This window comes from Nocardia goodfellowii (genome assembly GCF_017875645.1).
In the GTDB taxonomy this organism is placed as follows: Bacteria; Actinomycetota; Actinomycetes; order Mycobacteriales; family Mycobacteriaceae; genus Nocardia; species Nocardia goodfellowii.
Map to the genome: position 1 here is coordinate 4,400,712 of NZ_JAGGMR010000001.1, position 20,193 is coordinate 4,420,904.

At 67.4% G+C, this 20,193-nt stretch carries 19 protein-coding genes; 14 read left to right on the plus strand and 5 right to left on the minus strand.

Annotation, left to right across the window (positions count from 1 at the left end; translation table 11 throughout):
- Window positions 1-15: 15 nt before the first annotated feature.
- The 3 genes from BJ987_RS20165 (at window position 16) to BJ987_RS20175 (ending at window position 3,147) form a co-directional block, all read left to right on the plus strand.
- Window positions 16-1,026, plus strand: a complete 1,011-nt coding sequence (locus tag BJ987_RS20165) for an LLM class flavin-dependent oxidoreductase (protein ID WP_209892338.1) — start codon at window positions 16-18, stop codon at window positions 1,024-1,026.
- Window positions 1,007-1,930 (plus strand): ACP S-malonyltransferase, encoded by a 924-nt coding sequence (gene fabD / locus BJ987_RS20170; RefSeq protein ID WP_209892340.1) that lies wholly within the window; start codon window positions 1,007-1,009, stop codon window positions 1,928-1,930. The genes BJ987_RS20165 and fabD overlap by 20 nt, the downstream gene beginning before the upstream one ends.
- Before the next feature lie 338 nt (window positions 1,931-2,268).
- Window positions 2,269-3,147: an alpha/beta fold hydrolase gene (locus BJ987_RS20175; RefSeq protein ID WP_209892343.1), complete on the plus strand. Its 879-nt coding sequence runs from the start codon at window positions 2,269-2,271 to the stop codon at window positions 3,145-3,147.
- 59 nt (window positions 3,148-3,206) lie between these two features.
- Here the strand turns inward: BJ987_RS20175 and BJ987_RS20180 are convergent, their stop codons facing one another.
- On the minus strand, window positions 3,207-4,700 hold the full coding sequence (locus BJ987_RS20180; protein WP_209892346.1) for an alpha/beta hydrolase: 1,494 nt from the start codon (window positions 4,698-4,700) through the stop codon (window positions 3,207-3,209).
- 154 nt (window positions 4,701-4,854) lie between these two features.
- On the minus strand, window positions 4,855-5,034 hold the full coding sequence (locus BJ987_RS20185) for a hypothetical protein (protein ID WP_209892348.1): 180 nt from the start codon (window positions 5,032-5,034) through the stop codon (window positions 4,855-4,857).
- Between the two features lie 324 nt (window positions 5,035-5,358).
- Between BJ987_RS20185 and BJ987_RS20190 the strand changes: the two genes are divergently transcribed.
- Both BJ987_RS20190 and BJ987_RS20195 read left to right on the plus strand, forming a co-directional pair.
- Entirely contained in the window at window positions 5,359-6,024 is a 666-nt protein-coding gene (locus BJ987_RS20190; protein ID WP_209892351.1) for a TetR/AcrR family transcriptional regulator, read from the plus strand.
- An 18-nt stretch (window positions 6,025-6,042) separates the two neighbouring features.
- Entirely contained in the window at window positions 6,043-6,681 is a 639-nt protein-coding gene (locus tag BJ987_RS20195; protein WP_209892354.1) for a LysE family translocator, read from the plus strand.
- Window positions 6,682-6,791: 110 nt separating this feature from the next.
- Here the strand turns inward: BJ987_RS20195 and BJ987_RS20200 are convergent, their stop codons facing one another.
- Complete coding sequence (locus tag BJ987_RS20200) at window positions 6,792-8,288, minus strand: carboxylesterase/lipase family protein (RefSeq protein WP_209892357.1); 1,497 nt, start codon at window positions 8,286-8,288, stop codon at window positions 6,792-6,794.
- 318 nt (window positions 8,289-8,606) lie between these two features.
- Between BJ987_RS20200 and BJ987_RS20205 the strand changes: the two genes are divergently transcribed.
- Entirely contained in the window at window positions 8,607-9,620 is a 1,014-nt protein-coding gene (locus BJ987_RS20205) for a magnesium and cobalt transport protein CorA (protein ID WP_307869688.1), read from the plus strand.
- Window positions 9,621-9,662: 42 nt separating this feature from the next.
- On the opposite strand, the gene BJ987_RS20210 is transcribed toward BJ987_RS20205, so the two are convergent.
- Window positions 9,663-10,481: an alpha/beta fold hydrolase gene (locus tag BJ987_RS20210; protein WP_209892363.1), complete on the minus strand. Its 819-nt coding sequence runs from the start codon at window positions 10,479-10,481 to the stop codon at window positions 9,663-9,665.
- 246 nt (window positions 10,482-10,727) lie between these two features.
- Here BJ987_RS20210 and BJ987_RS20215 point away from each other — a divergent pair, with 246 nt between their 5' ends.
- Window positions 10,728-11,486 carry a GbsR/MarR family transcriptional regulator gene (locus BJ987_RS20215; RefSeq protein WP_209892366.1) on the plus strand — a complete coding sequence of 253 codons (759 nt, stop codon included), beginning with the start codon at window positions 10,728-10,730 and terminating at the stop codon, window positions 11,484-11,486.
- Between the two features lie 349 nt (window positions 11,487-11,835).
- On the opposite strand, the gene BJ987_RS20220 is transcribed toward BJ987_RS20215, so the two are convergent.
- A complete protein-coding gene (locus tag BJ987_RS20220; protein ID WP_209892368.1) occupies window positions 11,836-12,486 on the minus strand; it encodes a hypothetical protein in 651 nt (216 codons plus the stop codon).
- Between the two features lie 399 nt (window positions 12,487-12,885).
- On the opposite strand from BJ987_RS20220, the gene BJ987_RS20225 reads away from it, so the two are divergent.
- From BJ987_RS20225 to BJ987_RS20255, 7 genes are read left to right on the plus strand one after another with little or no spacing between them, the layout of a single operon-like run.
- Complete coding sequence (locus BJ987_RS20225; protein WP_209892371.1) at window positions 12,886-13,905, plus strand: VOC family protein; 1,020 nt, start codon at window positions 12,886-12,888, stop codon at window positions 13,903-13,905.
- A 47-nt stretch (window positions 13,906-13,952) separates the two neighbouring features.
- On the plus strand, window positions 13,953-14,897 hold the full coding sequence (locus BJ987_RS20230) for a fumarylacetoacetate hydrolase family protein (protein ID WP_307869689.1): 945 nt from the start codon (window positions 13,953-13,955) through the stop codon (window positions 14,895-14,897).
- A complete protein-coding gene (locus BJ987_RS20235) occupies window positions 14,894-15,883 on the plus strand; it encodes a C-terminal binding protein (protein ID WP_209892374.1) in 990 nt (329 codons plus the stop codon). The genes BJ987_RS20230 and BJ987_RS20235 overlap by 4 nt, the downstream gene beginning before the upstream one ends.
- On the plus strand, window positions 15,883-16,866 hold the full coding sequence (locus BJ987_RS20240; RefSeq protein ID WP_209892377.1) for a phosphotransferase family protein: 984 nt from the start codon (window positions 15,883-15,885) through the stop codon (window positions 16,864-16,866). Before BJ987_RS20235 ends, BJ987_RS20240 begins: the two co-directional genes overlap by 1 nt.
- Complete coding sequence (gene eno / locus BJ987_RS20245) at window positions 16,863-18,176, plus strand: phosphopyruvate hydratase (RefSeq protein ID WP_209892380.1); 1,314 nt, start codon at window positions 16,863-16,865, stop codon at window positions 18,174-18,176. Before BJ987_RS20240 ends, eno begins: the two co-directional genes overlap by 4 nt.
- Window positions 18,173-19,159: a fumarylacetoacetate hydrolase family protein gene (locus BJ987_RS20250; RefSeq protein WP_209892383.1), complete on the plus strand. Its 987-nt coding sequence runs from the start codon at window positions 18,173-18,175 to the stop codon at window positions 19,157-19,159. The genes eno and BJ987_RS20250 overlap by 4 nt, the downstream gene beginning before the upstream one ends.
- Complete coding sequence (locus tag BJ987_RS20255) at window positions 19,156-20,169, plus strand: cyclase family protein (RefSeq protein ID WP_209892386.1); 1,014 nt, start codon at window positions 19,156-19,158, stop codon at window positions 20,167-20,169. The genes BJ987_RS20250 and BJ987_RS20255 overlap by 4 nt, the downstream gene beginning before the upstream one ends.
- Window positions 20,170-20,193 lie beyond the last annotated feature (24 nt).

Below are 20,193 nucleotides of genomic sequence, written 5' to 3' on the forward strand. Positions count from 1 at the left end.
GAACGGAGCCAGAATATGGATGTCGGACTGCTCTTCGATCTGCGAAATCCCGTCGCCTGGCAGCGGCCCTGGGCCGACCGCTACGCCCGCACCCTCGAGCTCTGCGAAGAAGCGGAGCAGCGCGGCGCGGATGGAGTCTGGTTCACCGAACATCACCTGTTCGACGACGGATACCTACCGCAACCGCTGACCTTCGCCGCCGCGGTCGCGGCCCGCACGCGCACCGTGCGCATCGGCACCGCGGTCGTGCTCCCGGCGCTGCGTGCGCCCGCCCACCTCGCCGAGGAGGCGGCCCTGGTCGACCTGATCAGCGGTGGACGGCTCGAGCTCGGTCTCGGAGCTGGTTACCGGGTGCCCGAATATCAGCTGTTCGGTGCCGATTTCGGCCGCCGGTTCGCCCGCACCGGCGAGAACATCGCCGAGATCCGGCGATTGTGGGAGACCGGCGGCGTCACCCCGGGACCGATACAGCAGCCGGTGCCGCTGTGGGGCGGTTTCTACGGTCCGCGTGGCGCACGCCTGGCGGGCCGGCTCGGCATCGGGCTGCTGCACATCTCCCACGACTTGTTCGCGCACTATCGCGCGGGACTGGCGGAGGGCGGCCATGATCCGGAGACCGCGCGGGTCTCGGACCTGCTTCCGGTGTTGCTCGCCGATGACCCCGAGGCCGCATGGGCCCGCGTCGCCCCGCACCTGGTGCACCAGATGAACTCCTACCGCCAGCTCTCGGTCGAGGGCACCGACCTGCCGCGGCCGCCCCTGCTCGAAGCCGCGGAATTGCGGCAGCGCCCGGCCGACGGTTCATGGGCCGCCCTGGAGATCCTGACGCCGGAGCAGGCGGCCGCGCGGATCCACGAACGGACGGCCGGGCTGCCGGTACGGCACCTGATCTTCTGGGCTGACATCGCCGGGATGCCCGACGATCTGGTTGTCCGCAATATCGAGTTGGTCAGTACGCGACTTCCGCCGCTATTGGAAAAGCAGTTCGCGCAGGGAGGCGCGGTCGATGAACGAATTACCAGCTAGTCCCACGGCGGCGCCGCGCTCACTCGGCCTGTTCCCGGGCCAAGGCTCGCAACGGCCCGGCATGGCGGCCTGGATCACCGACCACCCGGTCGCCGAGAAAGTGCTGCGGCGGGCCGACGAGATCCTCGGGATCCCGCTGCGGAAACTCTGCACAGCGGGGACCGCGGCGGAGTTGCGAGCCACCGACGTCACCCAACCGGCTGTCGTCGCAACGAGTCTCGCGTTGATGGCGGTCCGCAGACAGCGTGGCTGGACACCGGCCGCGGTAGCGGGACACAGCCTGGGCGAATTCACCGCCCTGGCGATTGCCGGTGTCCTGGACGAGGAGTCGGTGCTCCGGCTGGTGCGCCGGCGTGGTGAGTTGATGGCCGAGGTTTCCGCGAGATCAGACGGTGCGATGAGCGCGGTCATCGGCCTGCCCCACGAACAGGTCGAAACCCTGTGCGCGACAGTCGAAGTCGGTCTGGTCGCGGTCGCGAACTACAATCAACCCGCCCAGACTGTGGTTTCCGGCCACACCGTCGCGGTCGCGGCGCTGGAGGACCTCGCCCGCGCCGCGGGCGCCCTGAAGGTGGTGCGGCTCAAGGTAGGCGGCCCATTCCATTGCGCACTCATGGGTGAGATCGCCGACGAATTCGGCGCCGAGCTCGACCGATACACAATGCGTCCGCCGACGATACCCGTCTTCAGCGCGGTCACCGCCGACCACGTCGACGATCCCGCCCAGATCCGAGCTCTCCTGCGCACGCAACTCGTCACCCCTGTGCGCTGGGTGGAGACCATCCGCCGAGCGGTCTCCGAAGGGTACGACGAACTGGTGGAGCTGGGCCCGGGTCAGGTCCTCACCGGCTTCTCCCGCCGCATCGCCCCGTCCATCTCGTCGATGACCGTCTCGGCCCCATAGCACGCTGGCGGAATCTGACCAGCAAACGCGGCCGGAAGCCAGTTGCTCTGACACTGCTCGGATCACACCGACAAGCCCGTCGCCGCCAGGACGGCACCAAGGCAGCCTGAATCAGGACCGGCGTGCCCGTGCTGACCCTGGTCGGCATTGCCGGGGCCGTGCATCCTCGGTGCCGGTGCGCTGGAGTTTCTCGGCGGCATAGCGGGCCGCCCGCCTCATCACCGGCGGTCCCGCACTCGCCGCCAACCCTACCTTGACGAGTCAATGTAATGCCTTTACCTTGGATACTCAAGGTAAAGGGAGGGTGTGCTGTGCATCGACAATCAACGATTCCGGCGATGGTCGAGTTGGCGGCGTCGCTGGGTGTCACGATCCATGATCCGGCGCCGCCTCGGGAGATCGGATTCTCCCGGGCGGACTGCCGGCTGCACGGATTGGATTGGGGTGGAACACGATTCCCGGTACTGCTGCTGCACGGCGGCAGATTGACCGCGCACACTTGGGATTTCGTCTGCCTGGGCCTGCGCGGTGCCGCTCGGTTGGTCGCACTGGATCTGCGTGGACACGGTGACAGCGACTGGTCCGGCGACTACCGCATCGAGACCATGGCGGCGGATGTCGTCGCGGCTGCCGAGTATTTGGGTTTCGACCGGTTCGTGCTGGTCGGAATGTCACTCGGCGGCGTGGTCGCGGCCCACGTCGCCGGCCGGTGGCCCGACCGGGTGCAGCGGCTGGCGCTCATCGATATCGCACCCGGCGTGGACTTCGAAAGCACCCGGCGAATGCGGGCATTCATCACCGGGCTCGGCCCGGTGCGGGAACTCGACACGGTGGTTCGGGCCGCGATGCGGGTCAATCCACGTGCCAACCGAGCGGCGGTCACCTATCGCATGAGCACGCTGTTTCGCCGTGCGCCCCATGGCGATTGGGTGCCGAAGGCCGATCCGAGGCCGCCCGATTTCCCTGCCGTTCTCGCGGCCATCGACCGGCTGCCCGCGCAACTGACCCGGGTGCCGGTGCTCCTGGTGCGTGGCGCACGCAGCAGGGCGCTCCCGCAAGCCGCCGCCGAACAGCTGATCGAGCGCATTCCGGACGGGCAACTCGTGGTAATACCGGACGCGGGGCACAACGTCCAGGAGGACAATCCGGCCGCGCTGGTCACCGCGTTGCGCGCCTTCTTGACCCGCGGACCGTCCAACGATCTGTCGCACACCTGACGCGTGATCGGGTTGCGTGACGACCGGTCGGAGCAGCCCCTGATGAGATCACCGAGGTGTCACAGGCTGCAGCGCGCGTCGACGGGCGGTGCTTGGAGGTCGAGAAGATACGCGTCGACGACGCGGTCGACGCACTCGCTGCCGCCCAGGAGGTAGGCACCGTGTTGCTTGCCTTCGACGGAAAGCAGGTTTGCGCCCAGAGCGTGTGCCATCGCGATGCCGCCCTCGTGTGGCGTCGCGGGATCACCGGTAACCGACACCACGAGCGTCTTGGGAAGGTCATCGACAGGTGCGAGCCAGGGCTCGTCGCCGGTGGGCGGCGCGGGCCACGCCTCGCACTCGCTGCGGTAGTCGCCCGCGGTGAGTACGTCGAGGTCGAACATCGGCGCTACTTCGCCTGCCTCGCGTGCCAGCGCGGTGGTTTCCCCGGACGTCGGGCGCGGCCAGTCCATGCAGCGCACGGCGATGTTCGTGTCGAGGTCGAGTGCGTAGTCGCCGTCCGCGGTGCGGCCGTAGAACGTGTCGCGCAGGGCGAGCATCTCGTCGGCCCGGCCTCTCGCAAGGGCAGTGAGCGCTGCGATGATGCCGGGCCATCCCGCCTGCGAATACAGCCCGCCGACGATACCGAGGTAGACGTCCCAGACGCTCACCTCTCTGCCGTTGGCGGTCGGTGGCGTCTCGACGAGCGGTTGGACGATCTCGTGGAGGCGATCGTTCGCCGCTGTGGGATCGGTGCCGAGCACGCAGTCGGGTGTCTGGGCGCAGGACGCGGCGAGGTCGTTGAACCGCGCCTGCATGCCGGCGAACTGCGAGAGGCGGAACTCTGATGCTGTCAGGTCGGGCGCGATGGCCCCGTCGAGCACGATCGCGCGAACTTTTTCGGGGTAGGTCGTGGCATACATGGCACCGAGCTGGGAGCCGTAGCTGTAACCGAGGTAGGTCAGCTGGTCGTCGCCGAGCGCCGCTCGCATGATGTCCATGTCCCGCACCACGTTTGCCGACCCGGCATTCACCAGGTTCGCGACCCCGCCAGAGCCCTCGGCGCAACGTTCGGCGAGCTCGGCCGCCTGGTCGGCACTGGTGACGTCGTATACGACGCCGAACCGGGGTGCCGTGCCCGCGTCGTACTCATCGTCGGTGTAGCAGTCGAGGGCCGGGGTGGACGAGCCGATTCCGCGCGGATCGAAGCCGACGATGTCGAAGCGCTCGGCGACGGGGCCAGCCTGCCACTGGGCCGCGGTCAACGCGACGAAGTTGGTGCCGGAGCCGCCGGGGCCGCCCGGGTCGATCAGCAGCGAGCCCTCGGCCGCACCCCTGGCGGGCAAGCGCAGGAGCGCCACGTGCGCCCTCTCGCCCTCCGGTTCGTCGTAGTCGAGCGGCACCTCCACCGACGTGCACTCGAGCGCCGGGTTCGCGAACAGCTCGGCGTCCGCTGTGTTCGTCGCGGTGGCCCCGCACGGGCCCCAGTCGAGTTTTTGGTCGAGGTAGGAGCCGAGGCCTCCGTCCGCCTGGGAGTCCGGTGGGGAAGAGGCGGCTGTGCAGCCGGTGAGCAAGAGCAGTGCCGACGTGGCGGCGGCGAGCAGGGTCGTGGACCGTCGAGATCGATGTGATCGCATGCGCACTTCTTTGGTTGAGCCGCGATGTGTACGAGACGCGGCGGGATGTGACGGGGCGTTCGTGGCCGAGTGCACCGCGATGCTCGCGGCGTCAGCTCTCGATCCCATCCGTTCCGGAGTCCAGGAGACGGTGGTGTCGGAAGGTGAGTGCTCGCTCGATCCCCGCGAGGGCCGCGGCGATGGTCAGCGTCGTATTCGCCCATGCGGGCAGGTCGATGGGCGAGACGAACGGCGGCCAGCGATTCGTCCACAGCGGCAGGTGGGTGACCACCTCGAGCAGCTGCGGAGCGTCGCCGTCGAGGCATCCGGAAGGTCGATCGCAAATCGCGTGCGCTCGAACGAGAGGGATGGGCGGAACGGTGGCAACGGTGAATCGGGCTGGTGAACGGGTGCCGACCACGCACCCGAATCGCCGTCGAGGTCTTCGAGGCCGTGCAGGTCCTCGCCCGTCGGGCCGAACCCGGAGTCGTACCAGCCCTTCATGTCTAGCCCTGTGCCGAACCGCAATAGGAAGAAGGACCGTCTCGGGATGTTTCTAGCATCATCATGCTAGAGAATTTAGCATGATGATGCTAAAGATCGCTATCATATGGTCATGCCCAAACGAATCGACCCGGATGTCCGCCGAGAGCAGATCGCCGACGCCGTGATCGACGAAGTCGTCGCGCATGGGCTGCGTTCGGTGACCCTCGCCCGCATCGCCGCTCGCACCGGCTTGACCATCGGGAGCATCCGCCACTACTTCGGCGACACCATCCGCGAGGTCATGCGCTTCACGCTGAGCGTGCTCATGCAGCGCGCCGCGCGGCGCGCGACGACGATGTCCGACGATCCGGTGGCCCGGCTCATCGATGTCATCGCCTTCGTCGCGCCGACCAGCGATACGGAGCGCCGGGAGAACATCGCCCTCGTCGAATACCGCGTCATGGCGCGCACGGACCCGGAGATGGCGGCCGACATCGCCGCACTCTCGCTCCAGGGCGCAGAAGTGATCCGCTCGCTGCTGCGCGACGCGCTGGCCGACCGCGTGATCGACGAGGAGGCGCTGCGCCGCGAAGCGCTACTGCTGTTGACCCTGGTCGAAGGCTTCTCGTGCAGTGCGGCGCTGTTGTCCACCCCACTGCACGAGACAGACGTCCGTGCCGTCGTGGCGGCGACCATGCACCGTCTGCGCGACGCCTACCCACCCGTCGAAGAAGCCGCCGCGGACGCGGCGACCCCGCCGCAGGAGGGCCCGTGTTCGGTTGCGGCTCCGGGGTGACACTGGTGTGATCTGATAATGCTGTCAAACCTGTTGGCGTTCACCGCCATAGCGATCGTGCTGGTCGCGATTCCCGGACCGGCGGTGGTGTTGACGTTGAAGAATGCCCTATTGCGGGGGCGGGCCGCCGCGCTCGCAATAGCGTTCGGAGTGTTGGTGGCAGATCTGGTGTGGGCCATGGCCACCGCCGCCGGACTGACGGCTCTGCTGGTGTCTTCTCAGCTCGCCTTCGATATCGTGCGAATAGTCGGAGCTCTGTACCTGCTGTATCTCGGTGTGCGGCTGGCACTGTCGCGAGACCTCTCCGTTCTCGATTCCGCCGTGCCCGCGAGTCCGTCGAGCGATCGTCGAGGCACCCTGCTGCGAAGCTTCCGCGAGGGGCTGCTGTGTGACCTGTCGAATCCGAAGACCATGATCGTCTTCGCCAGCGTCATCCCGCAATTCCTCGGCAGCGCAAGCCATCCCGGCGAAGCATTCGTGCTCGGCGTGGCCTTCGCGGTCCTGGGGATGTGCTCATTGCTGGTGTACGCGATGGTGTTCGGGACCGCTCGGCGCGCAGTGCGGAACACCCGGATTGTCCGGGCGCTCCTGCGCGGGAGCGGAGCTGTGCTGGGACTGTTCGGTGTCGCTCTGCTCGCCGAGACCTCTGCGGCGTAGCTCTCAGCCGATCACATCCGCTGCCGAGGGAGCGAGGCCGATCCAGCAGCGGCCATGAATGTCCTCCGCGAGCACGGGAGTTCCGCGGCACAGCCGCCGCTCGTCCTGGGTTACCTCGGTGGATCGCCGTCGACCAGGGCGGCGAGTTCTTTCGCCCGGGGGGCGTAGGCGAGCGCGGAGCGCGGGTGGTCGAAGGTCATCACCGGGCGGGTTCGGGGGTTGTGCGGTTCCCAGCCCGGGTCGCCGGATTGGGCGAAGGCGACCCAAGCGGCGTGCATAGTGTCGGCGAGTTGCTGGGGTGCGCCGGGTCCGGTGAGGGGTGCGGCGCCGGCGAGGGTGTCGAAGACGAAGGGGATTTCGAGGGCGTGCATGGCGCCCAGGTCGCGGTCGGTGCGGCGCCAGCCGAATTCGTAGACGTGGACCGGTGCGCCGGTGGCGGACTGGGCGTCGGCGAGTTCCATGGTGGGTGCGCGGAAGGCGTGGTCGGTGAGGATGGCGGCGAGCAGGTCGCCCGGTGCGGCCTCGGGGCGGTCGGCCGCGTAGATTTCCCCAAGGGCGGGGTCGAGACCGTAGCGGGTGAGCATGACCGGTAGCGCTTCCGCGTTCACCAGCGCCGCTATCCCGGTGGGTACCAGGAACAGCCGGAACTCCTCGGCGGTGTAGCCGAGCAGCAGCGGTACATTCGCCGCCGCGCCCGCGGCCACAGATTCGAGCACGTCGCCGGTGAGCACCTCGCCGTCGAGGACCGGGAACAGGCACGTGATGCCGAGGCCGCTCGACACGATCGACGGTCCCCAGCGCTTCGGGTCGGGATCGGCCAGGTACTGGGCGCTCAGGGTCTCCTGCGCGGCCAGCAGCGCGGCGGGTTCGACGTCGGCGAACGCCTCGGCCGTGGCCGGAATGCCAAGCACGGCAGCCAATTCCGCACCGACGAGTCGACCGTCCGCGGCGGTGGCGGCCATTCGCGCGGTGCCGCTCTGCACGATGGCTTTCGCGAACAGTCCCCGAGCGGGTGGCGCGGCGAGCAGGGCCGCCACGCTGATGCCGCCGGCCGATTCACCGAAGACGGTCACGTTGGCGGGGTCGCCGCCGAAAGCCTCGATGTTGTCGCGCACCCATTCCAGGGCGTAGATCTGGTCGCGGAGACCACGATTGGCGGGCGCGCCGTCGAGGACGGCGAAGCCGGAGACGCCGAGCCGATAGTTCACCGACACCAGCACCACACCGTCCCGGGCGAAGGCCGCACCGTCATAGGCCGTGCGCGAGTTCGCGCCGCGGGTGAACGCGCCGCCGTGAATCCACACCATCACCGGCAGCCCCCGTGCGTCCGTATCCGGTGTCCACACATTGACATTCAGGTATTCCGCGCCCGGAATGTGGTCACTGCCCAAGATCTCGGCGATGGCGGGCGGATACGGCGACTGCATGCAGGTCGCGCCGAATTCGACCGCCGGGCGGATGCCGTCCCAGGCTGCCGGTGGCGCGGGGGGCGCGAACCGCGCCGCTCCCACCGGTGCGGCGGCGTAGGGAATACCGAGAAATACGCTGACGCCGTTGACGATTCGTCCGCTCACGCGTCCGCCGGTGACTGCGACTATGGGGTCCATGGTTCTCCAATCGAGTTCGCGGTCACCGTATCGCGGGTGCGTGCGCGTGCGGGCGAGTTTCCGGAACCGTCCGGTCTCGCACCTGGAGGCTGCCAGGACCGAGGGCCAGCTCACCGAAGCCGACGCCGACGTCACCGGGAATCGGCGGTAGCCGGAATAAGCAGCTGCGGGCGGCTGCATCCTGGGTAAGGGGCGGGGCCTATGCCGGCCGTCGCGCAGTCATGGAACCACTGTCATTGCCGGGCCACGTAGCATCATTCGGTGTCAGCTTTGCCGCCCCCCAAATCATCTCGGGATCATGGACAGACGGATGGGCCGGTGCGGCGTTCGCGCGGCCGGGGGCAGGTGATCGTGGATTGTGCGGTTTACGTAGACGGATTCCGGCTGCCGGGTCTGTTCACTCCCGTCGACGCGCTGACGGAAGTCCGTTCGCGGGGAACGGGTTTCGTGTGGGTAGGGCTGCACGACCCCGATGAGAAGCAAATGACCGAGATCGCGAGCACCTTCGGTTTACACGCGCTGGCGGCCGAGGACGCGGTCAAAGCGAACCAGCGACCGAAACTGGAACGATACGACGACACCATGGTGTTGGTGATGCGCACCGTCGCCTATGTCGAGCATGAACTGCACAGCGTCAGCGAGATCGTGGAGACTGGCGAAATCCTGCTGTTCGCCGCCTCGGAGTTCATTGTCGCGGTGCGGCACGGCGAACACTCCGGATTGGCCGGCGTCCGCCAGGAGCTCGAGGCCGATCCCGATCGGCTACGCCTCGGTCCGGGCGCGGTGCTGCACGGGATCGCCGACTATGTGGTCGATTCTTACCTGGCAGTCAGCGAGTTGGTAGAACTCGACATCGATGCGATGGAGGAGGAGATCTTCACGCCAGGGCGTTTCGTGGCCATCGCCTCGATCTATCAACTCAAGCGCGAGATAGTCGAACTGCGCCGCGCGGTCGCTCCGCTGGCCGTCCCATTGCAGTCGCTGGGCAAACCTGGCGTGCCCCTGCCCAAAGAGGTTCGCCGCTACATTCGCGATGTCGCCGACCACCACACCAAGGTCGCCGAGCGCATCAGCGACTTCGATGAGGCGCTGACCACCTTGGTCGGTGCCGCGTTGGCCAAGATCGCAGTCCAGCAGAACACCGATATGCGCAAGATCTCCGCACTGGTTGCCCTGGCCGCGGTGCCGACGATGATCGCCGGGATCTACGGCATGAACTTCGATCACATGCCCGAACTCCGACAACCCTGGGGTTATCCGGCGGTCCTGCTGGTGATGGTGACTATCTGCACGGGCCTGTTCCTGGCTTTCCGGCGCAATCACTGGCTGTAGCCGGCGGTTTCGCGGAGTGCGCCGCAGTTGCCGGACGGGGCCTCAAGGGTGCACCTGGTGGCCGCGCTCGGCGACCACGCGGACTGCTTCGGCGATGGTGGGGAAGTCCTTGCGAAGGATGTTGCCGTGATTGCTGGGCACTTTCGCGTGGATTTCGATATTCGGGTTTCGTTCGACGACCTTGTGCAGGCTGGCGCGGATGAGTTCTTGCTGATCACCTTTGCTGCCCAGGGAGGACCCTGAGGCGTTCACATACCGGGTCGGGACCGTGATGCTGTCCATCACCGGGCCGAGGACCCGTTCGCGAGCGATCTCGCCGGCCTCGATGTTGCTGTCGGCCATCTGGTCGGCGGTCATCCGCGCGCCTAGACCGATCGTGCGCATCAGCGGCATCAACCAGCCCAACCGGCGCCACAATTTCCGCATCCTCTCGATATCGACCTCATCGATCCAGTCGTGCGGTTGCGCGCCCTCGACCAGCACCGCGCCGATCGTCCGATCAGGGTTGCGGGCGGCCCAGTGCGCCGCGACGAATGCGCCATAGGACCAGCCGACTACCAGCGCACGGTCCACGCCTCGGGCCGCGAGCACGGCGTCGACATCGGTGACGTTGGTTTCGAACGAGTAGTCCGCCGAAGTCTCCGACTTCCCACGGGCTCGCATGTCGTAGGTGAGGTGGCGCCATTGCGGCCCCAGTTCGGTGATGACATGCCGCCAGTACTTCTGAGTGGCGACGTGGCCGTTGACATAGAGAACCGGGATGCCGGAACCACCGGTATCGGTGACGGCCAGGGCCGTGTCACCGACCGGGACCATGCCGGTCCATGTCGAGTCAGTGGGGGAAACGCTGTTGTTCCGCATCGGTTTTCTCCTAGTGGCGGTGGTTCGGGGCTCTTTCCTGACAGTGGAAAAGCTACGTAGCTTTCCTGGACTAGGCAACATAAATCCTTGTGAGCGAACGCCGTTCATGCAGCTAGATGGAAAGATATTGTTGCGCTGGGTTTAAAGTTAACGCAACGATGCGCTGGTGGATCGTTGCGATGTCCTGCACCTGGGCGCTACAGTCGGCACGTAGGGAACCCGAGCGGAATTGCCGAGGAGAATCGCATGTCCGGAGGCAGGCTCAGCCAGTCCGAACGCAAGCAGATCGCGTTGGGGTTGGCCGAAAACCTTCCTTACGCGGCAATCGCACGGCGCTTGGGCCGCCCCACCTCGACGATTACCCGCGAGGTGATGCGCAACGGCGGGCCCACGGGCTACCGCGCCGACCTCGCTCAACGTGCCACCGGACGCCGCGCGCACCGGCGCGCGCAGCCCGCGCCGCGAGGGCAGCGAGCGCCGGTGCCAAGCGGCGGGCGTGATGCCGAGGCGATACGCCAGTACGAGGAGACCTTCACCGCCATGCTCATGCATCAGGGCATGCCCAAAACGACGGCCCGGGTGTTGACCTGCCTTTTCACCGCGGACGCGGGCAGTCTCACCGCAACCGAGCTCGTGCACCGCCTCCAGATCAGCCCGCCCTCGGTCTCCAAGGCGATCAAGTCCCTCGAAAATGAGGGATTGGTCCGCCGGGAATCCGATACGCGCCGCCGCGTTCGCTACATCGTCGACGACAATGTCTGGTACCAGTCGACGATCGAGGCAGCCCGGGGCATGGCCGAGGTCGCCGCGATCAGCCGGCAAGGCGTCGACATCTTCGGCCGCGGCACCGCGACCGCGATCCGGCTGGAGGGCATGGCGCGATTCAGCGAGGTCATCAGCGAGACCATCCTCCGGGCCGCAGCACAGGGGCGCGAGGTTCTCCGCACAAGAACCGAAGCAAGCTCGCAAGACGCGGAGAAGGTGATTGCCGACGAAATCGTCTGACACACATCGTGATCGACGATTGCCAGGCCTGCCCAAGCCCTGAAGCCGTGGACACGATTTCGATACTGACTTGCTGCACTGCGGCCCTCCGTGTTGTTCGCACCCGACCGCCGGCAGTCACCCTGCGGAGCCGCCGATATTCGGCAAGGCGCGCAACTGCCTAGCGCGGGATGCCGGGTCCACAGGTCACTGTGGCTGTCGGCCAGAATCGGCCGCAGCGTCGACGCGGCTCCGCGATGATCACCAGCGGCCAGTGACAACATCGCGTCGAGCAGGAACGCGAGTTGTCCGTGCAACTGATCCACCTCGGCCCGCTGCGCTTCCGTCAGCGCGCCGTCGTTCACGGTGGTCAGCAATCGCCGGCGGTGTCGGTCGCACCCGCCGCCAGTTGCGCCCGTACCGCGGTGAGACTGCGCTGCAGCCGCAACGCCGGATCCCGGTTCAGGGTGGCGGCGCGGGCCAGGAACGCCGTCGAGGCGGGGACGCCGCCGCGCGACTCCGCCCGCGCGGCGGATTGCTCCAGTTCCGCCGCGACCTCGTCATCGGGCCCGGCACTGGATAGGGCCCGATGCCACGCCCGCCGATCCGGATCGGCCTCGGGATCGACGACTTCGGCGAGCCAGCCGTGCACCGCGCGCCGCTGCTCCGGCTCGGCGGCCCGATAGACCACGGATCGGGCCAGCGGATGGCAGAAGCGCACGCGCGCACCGAATTCCGCCAATTCTCCGGAGTCCATGGCCGCGGGCAGTTCGATACCGGCGCGTTCGGCGGCCGACCACAGCAGCCCGGCATCCCCGGTCGGCTCGGCACTGGCGATCGTCAGCAGCAACCGGTTCGGTGCGGGCAGATTCGCCAACCGGGCGCGGAAACTGTGCTCGATGGCGGCGGTCACCGGATACTCGTCCGGCCGCGCGAACCCGCCCGCCAAGTCCGCGCTGCGCGGTAACTCCACCAACGCGAGGGGATTCCCGCGGGCCTCCGCAAGAATGCGCTCGCGCACACGGTCATCCAGTGACGCTCGGACCCTCGCGGTCAGGAGTCGGCGCGCTTCCTGATCGGACAGTCCGGCCGGCTCGAAGCCGGGCAGCGCAGCCGAAGTCGTTGCGCGGCCGGACAACCGGGAGCCGATGATGCACCAGCGCCGCTACAGCAGCGACCCGGAACTGACGAAGCTGGTCTCGGATCTCGGGGAATACAGCGGTAGCGCTGCCCCTGGTCGGCACGGCCGGAAATAATCGCCGAATCCCCGCCGGCCTATTGCCCGGCGGGGATGGCCGAACCTGAACTATCCATCGGGTGAATAGTTGGTATCCGTGAGACCCTGTTCCCCTTTGGGTCGGCTGCCCTGAGACTGGTGACTCGCACCACAGTCAGTCGAACCGTCGATAAGGACAGAATTGTGCCTCACCTGCTGTCTCACCTGAGTCATGTCGAAATCACCACCCCGGACATCGCCGCGTCGGCACGTTTTTATGTCGAGCAGTTCGGGATGCGGGCTATCCATGAGGTCGATGGTCGTGTGTATCTCCGTTGCTGGGGTGATTACTACAGCTACAGCCTGGTCCTCGTCGAGGGTGCCGAACCGGCGTTGCAGCGGATGGCGTGGCGGACGACCAGTGCAGAGGCGCTCGAGCAGGCCGCCGAACGTATCGAAGGCGCCGGAATCACGGGGGAGTGGACGACCGGTGCGTTCGGATTCGGCCGAGCCTACGAGTTCACGGGGCCCTACGGTCACCCGATGCGCCTGTTCTACGACGTGGAAAAGTTCACGGCGGAACCGGAATTCGAGTCCATCTACCCGGACCGGCCGGAAAAGCGTTCCGCGCATGCCGGGGCGCCTAGGTTCCTCGATCACGTCACGATCGCGGCGACCGATGTACGTGGCTTCTGCGCCTGGTATTCCGAAGCGCTGGGCTTCCGCACGATGGCTTTCACCGATCTGGAGGAAGCGCCCATCACGGTTTTCGGTGTGCTGTCGACCAACGAGAAGTCACACGATCTCGGGGTGGTTCTCGATACCTCGGACCGGGCCGGTCGGATCAACCATGTCGCGTTCTGGGTCGATACCTATCAGGAACTGCTCGTGTGCGCGGATGTGCTGATGGAGCGCGGTACCGCCATGGAGTACGGGCCTTCCATCCACGGCATCGGGGAACAGAACTTCTTGTACTTCCGCGAGCCGAGTTCCATGCGTGTCGAACTGAATTCAGGCGGATATCGCAACTACGTACCGGACTGGGAACCGCATACCTGGAAGCCGTCCGAAGGCTCGAACAACCTCTACCGCAACGGCGCCATGCCGCATTCGATGACCGAGTCCTTCCCGTTTGCCGAGGGCTTCACGGCGACGGAGGAAGGAGCGTCCGAGGAGATGAAAGCCGAGCTGCTCAATCCCTACGCGACCCCCGGCCACGGCTGACCCGGCTCGCCACATCCGGTGTCGTTGCGTAGTGAAGGAGTAACGGAGTGAAGATCGCACGTCGGCAGACCGACGATGGGCCGATCCTGGCAGTGCTCGCGGAGGGTGACCTGCTGGTCGACCTCGAACCGGAGACCGAGCTGGTGGCTCTGCTCGGTGATCGTGGCCGAGTCCACGATGTCGCCGACCGAGCCCTGGCGCGGCGGAAGACGGTGACCCGCCTGGACGAGGCGGTGCTGCTGGCACCGTTGAATCCGCCGACGTTCCGGGACTTCTCGACATTTCCGGACCATACGGCGGGAGTGGTGAAGTTGCTCGACCCGAACGCCACCGTGCCCGCGGAATTCTGGGAGATCCCGACGTTCTATTTCTCCAACCCTTATGCCATCACCGGACCGTATGCGGACGTGCCGATCGCACCGGGCTGCACGGATTTCGATTTCGAACTCGAGGTCGGCGCGGTGGTCGGCACGGTCGGCCGTGACTCGAGCGTCGAGGAGGCGGCCGAGCACATCGCCGGATATGTGGTGATCAACGACTTTTCCGCCCGAGACGTCCAGTTCCAGGAAATGCGGCTGCGTTTGGGGCCGGCGAAGGGCAAGGACACCGCGACGGCGCTCGGTCAGTTCTTCGTCACCGCCGACGAACTCGCCGACCGGGCCTCAGGTCCGTCCTTCGACCTGCGGATGGAGGTCGCGGTCAACGGGGAGACGGTCGGCGTGGACACGCTAGATCACATGGCATGGAGTTTCCCGGCGCTGGCCGCGTACGCCTCGCGAGGCACCGAGATCCGGCCGGGCGATCTGCTGGGATCGGGAACCTGCCGCAGTGGATGCCTGGCCGAGTTGTGGGGCAGGCACGGTCGTGACGTGCGTCCGGCGCTGCGGCCGGGTGATGTGGTCACCACAACCGTCGATGTCCTCGGCGAGACCCGCAACCGCATCGTCGAGGCCGCTGCGGTGCGGCCGATCCGCGCGTGGAGGCAGGCATGAACTACCGGGTGCTGATCACCGATCATCCCGCGGCCACCGTCGATGTCGAGCGTGCGGTGTTCGACACGGCCGGGGTCGAGATGGTGGTCGCGGAGTCCACTGATCCGGCAACGCTGGCCGCTCTGGCCGCGGATGTCGACGCTATCGCCACTTGCTTCGCGAAGGTCCCCGCCGCGGTGCTCGACAATGCGCCGCGCTGCCGGACCGTGGCGCGATTCGGCGTGGGTGTGGACAACATCGACGTGGCGCGGGCCGGTGAGCTGGGCATCGTGGTGACGAATGTGCCGGTGTACTGCGTCGACGAAGTCGCCGATCACACACTGATGCTGCTGTTGGCGCTGGCACGGCGGTTGGTGTCGTTCGCTGCCGACACCGCGGCGGGCAGCTGGAATCGCGGGTTCGCCCCGGTGCCGATTCGTTTGCGCGGCAAGACCTTCGGCATCATCGGTGTGGGTGCGATCGGTTCCGCGCTGATTCCCCGGGTGGCGGCGCTGGGTATGGATGTGCTGGCACTGCGCCGCCGCGGCGGCGAGGTCGAGGGTGCCACCGCGGTGAGTTCTCTCGACGAACTGCTCACCGCCGCTGATGTCGTCTCGCTGCATCTGCCGTTGAACGCGGCCACGCGCCACTTGATCGGCGCACGTGAGCTCGGGCTCATGAAACCCACAGCGCTGCTGCTCAACACCTCGCGCGGCGGCCTGGTCGATACCGCCGCACTGACCGCGGCGCTTTCGGAAGGCCGTTTGGCAGGTGCGGGTCTCGACGTCACCGAACCCGAACCACTACCCGCCGACCATGCCCTGCGGAGGATGGACAACGCCGTACTGACCCCGCACTATGCGTTCAGTTCCGACGGGTCGACGGCCGATCTTTCGCGGGCCGCGGCCCAGCACGTCCTCGACGTGCTCGCCGGTCGCCGACCGGACTCGATCGTCAATCCGGAAGTACTCACCTCCCCGGCGCTGCGCACACCGGAGCTGGCGTGATGAGCACCGAGTACGCCGACCTGACCGATACGGTCACCGCGCATTTGCGCGCCAGGGGTCTCGCTGCTCCGGAGACCGGACTGGCTGTGCGCGCGCTCACCGGCGGCGTCTCCAACGATGTTGTCGCGGTTACCGGTCAGGGTGTCGACGTTGTGGTCAAACGAGCCCTGAGCCGGCTACGGGTCCGGCAGGAGTGGGAAGCCGATGTGGGCCGGCTGATCACCGAGGGCCGCGCGCTGCGTCTGGCCGCGACGGTCGCGCCGGAATCAGTGCCACCCGTGCTGGATCTGTCCGACGGTTTCCTCGTGATCGGCCGGGCACCCGACCACTGGCACACCTGGAAGGCCGACCTGATGGCCGGGGTAATCGATGTTCACGTCGCGGCCCGGCTCGGTGAGTTCCTGGCGGAACTACAACGGAACACTGCCGGCCGGGTCGACCGGCTGCGGAGTGAGTTCGGGTCGCGGACCGCGTTCGAACAACTGCGGGTCGATCCGTTTCACCAGCAGATCCGCGGGCGATATCCCGACCTCGCACCGCAGATCGACCGCACCATCGCGGTCATGGCGGAAACCACCGAATGCCTTGTGCACGGGGACTATTCACCGAAGAACGTGCTCGTCGGCGACTCCGACGCCGAGCTGTGGGTCATCGACTGGGAAGTCGCCCATCTGGGCGACCCCACCTTCGATCCGGCCTGGATCATCGGCCATCTGCTGCTCAAGAGTATCCGCCGACCCGACTACAGCGACCGTTACCGTGCGGCGGCCGCGACCTTTCTCGACGCCTGGAATCGCACCGATCCGGAGTCGGTGGCCCAGCTGATCCGCCAAACCGGCTGTCTCGTGCTGGCCCGCGTGGACGGCCGCAGCCCCGTCGACTACCTCGACGAACCGGCACAGGTGGCCGCCCGCTCGCTCGGCCGCCGGTTGCTCGGCGATCCCCCTCATTCACTACCGGACGCTTGGAGGCTTCTCGTATGACCGACACCGCTATCCGCGATATCACCGCCTGGGAAGGACTCGACTCACGCGGCAAACCCACGGTGGGGTGCGAGGTGCTGCTCGCCGGCGGTGCGCGCGGGCAGGCCTACGTCCCCTCCGGGGCCTCGACCGGCCGCCACGAAGCGCGCGAGCTGCGCGACGGCGGCACCCGTTACTCCGGGCAGGGCGTGCGACGCGCCGTTGCTAACGCCACCACGATCCTCGCCGACTCCGTGCGCGGCCTCGATGCTCTCGACCGTGTGGCGGTAGATGCCGCGCTGCGGGCCGCCGACGGAACCCCGGACCTGGGTGCGGTCGGTGCGAATGCCGTGCTGGCGGTATCGGTCTCGACCGCACTGGCCGCCGCCGACGCCCAGCGCATCCCGCTCTACCGGCTGGTCGCGGCAGCGGGGGACGACCCGCTGCTGCCGCTGCCGATGGTCAACATCATCTCCGGTGGCGCTCATGCCGGCCGCTCGATCGATGTGCAGGACTTCCTGGCCGTCCCGGTCGGGGCGCAATCCTTTTCCGAGGCCATCGAATACAGCGCGCGGGTCCGCCAGGGCACCGCGGACGTGCTGGCAGAGCGCGGTCATTCGGTCGCGCTGGTCGCCGACGAAGGCGGGCTCGGACCCGTACTGCCGACCAACCGGGCCGCGCTGGACATGGTGGTCGCCGGCATCGAGCGCGCTGGTCTGCGACCCGGCTCGGATATCGGGATCGCGGTCGATATCGCCGCCACCCAGTTCCTCGCCCAGGACGGGCACTATGTCCTGGCCGCCGAGGGTGATCGCCGGCTGAGTGCGGCCGAACTGATCGACGAGCTCGCCGATTGGTGCGAGCGCTACCCGATCATCTCCTTGGAAGACGCACTCGGCGAGGACGATTGGACGGGATGGGCGCGGGCGACCGAACGGCTCGGCCACCGGCAACTGCTCGGGGACGACTTCTTCGTCACCGACCCCGAACGGCTGCGTCGCGGTATTCGGGACAAGGCCGCCAACGCCGTGCTCGTCAAACCCAATCAGACCGGCACCCTCTCCGACGCCCACACGGTGGTGCGGCTGGCGCAGGACAACGGCTACCGCACCGTGCTGTCGGCGCGGTCGGGAGAAACAGAAGACGCGTGGCCGGCTGATCTGGCACTGGGCTGGCGGACCGGTCAGATCAAGGTCGGCTCCACCATGCGTTCCGAACGCACCGCGAAATGGAATCGGCTGCTGCAGATCGAAGCCCAGCTCGGCGACCGGATCGAATACGCGGGCGCCGTCGCCATCTCGGCCCCGGCCGGCGATCGGGCACGCGCATGAACCGGGTGGTCGAAGGCTACGGACTGGGGACCTTCGCCGACGGCACGCGAACGTTCGCCGGAGTGGTCGCGGGTGACCGGGTGGTGGAGCTCGCACCGGAGCAATTGGGGCCCGGGATCGTCACCACCGCGGATATCTTCGACGCCTGGGATACCGTGCGCACCGCGCTACCCGACATCGCCGCGCGCGCGGGCGTCGACGGTACGCCGTTGGCGCGGCTCCGTATTCTGCCCCCGGTACAACCGCGCCACATCTTCCAGGCGGGAGCGAACTACCGCAGCCACGTCGCCGAGATCATCATCTCGGGCAAAGCCGCTGACGACACCCGCACCGATGCGGAGCTCGAGGCCGCGGCCGCGGCGATGATGGACGAGCGAGCCCGGACGGGCAGCCCGTTCTTCTTCACCGGCCTGGCCTCGGCGATGTGCGGCGCCGACGACGACGTCCTGCTCGTTCCCGAATCCGACCAGATCGATTGGGAGGCCGAACTAGTCGTCGTCATCGGGGCCGTCGCCGACAACGTCACGCGCGCCGACGCCCTCGACTTCGTCGCCGGCTACACCGTCGCCAACGATGTCAGCGCCCGCGATCTGCAATTCCCCGCCGAACACCGGCCCCTCGGCGGGGACTGGCTGCGCGCGAAGAACCGGCCCACATTCTTGCCCGTGGGGCCGTTCGTGATCCCGGCCGACAACCTCGGCGACTATCGGGACCTCGAAATCGAATTCCGCCTCAACGGCGAACGCATGCAACACGACCGGGCCGCCAACATGCTCTTCGACGTGCCGACCCTCATCGCCCAGGCCTCCGCTGTCACTCCCTTGCTGCCGGGCGACCTCATCCTCACCGGCAGCCCGGCGGGCAACGGCGGAAAGTGGCAACGCTGGCTCACTCCGGGCGACGTGATGGCGGCATCCATCAGCGGGATCGGCACCCTCCGCAACACCTGCCAGGCGGCACCAGGAAAGAAGGCCACAGCATGACCTCCGAAAACCCCACGGCCACCGCACCGGTCTTCGACCCGGACAATCCGGCCGCCACGATCGAGGCGATGGCCCACCGGTGCAGCAACTGGGGTCGCTGGGGTGCCGACGACGTCCACGGCACCCTCAACTTCCTCGACGAGGGCGCGCGGATCCGGGCGGCCCAGCTCGTCACCACAGGCCGAACCTTCTCGCTGGCACAGCCTTTCAACGCCGAAGGCCCGCAGAAAGGATGGCGGCGGCGAACCAACCCCGTCCACACCATGACCGACACCGGTCTGGACGCCGAATTCGGTGACCAGGGCTTCCCCTTCGGCATGGGCGGGGCCGACGATGTGATCGCCATGCCGCTGCAGTGCTCGACCCAGTGGGATGGGCTCGGCCATATCTTCGACCACGGCCGCGCCTGGAACGGGCGCCGCGCCGGAGCCGTTGTCACCTCCGAAGGCGACCAGGTCACCGGCATCGAAACCGCCGCCGACCGGATCGTGGGCCGAGCCGTACTCCTCGACGCCGGCCGCGCCCTCGCCGGTGAACTCGGCCTCGAACATCCCGAGCTGCCGGACGGGTTCGCGCTCACCCCCGAGCTGCTCGACCGCATCATCGACCAGCAGGGAGCCTCGGCCCAGGTGGGCCGCGGTGACATCCTGCTCGTACGCACCGGCCAGTACAGCCGCACCCGGCGCGAAGGGTGGGGTGATTACGCCGGTGGCGCCGCGCCCGGCCTGTCGTTCCGCTCGGCGCCCTGGCTGCACGATCGGGAGATCGCGGCAATCGCCACCGACACTTGGGGATTCGAAGTGCGGCCCACCGAGTTGCACGGCGCCTTCCAGCCACTGCACCAGATCGTCATTCCCCATATGGGTCTCTACATCGGCGAAATGTGGGACCTCGATGACCTCGCCGAACATTGCTCGCGCACCGGCCGATACGAGGCGTTCCTCGTTGCCGCGCCGCTACCGGTGACCGGCGCGGTCGGGTCACCGGTCAATCCCATCGCCGTCGTGTGACAACGAAGACAAGCTAGAAAGGCC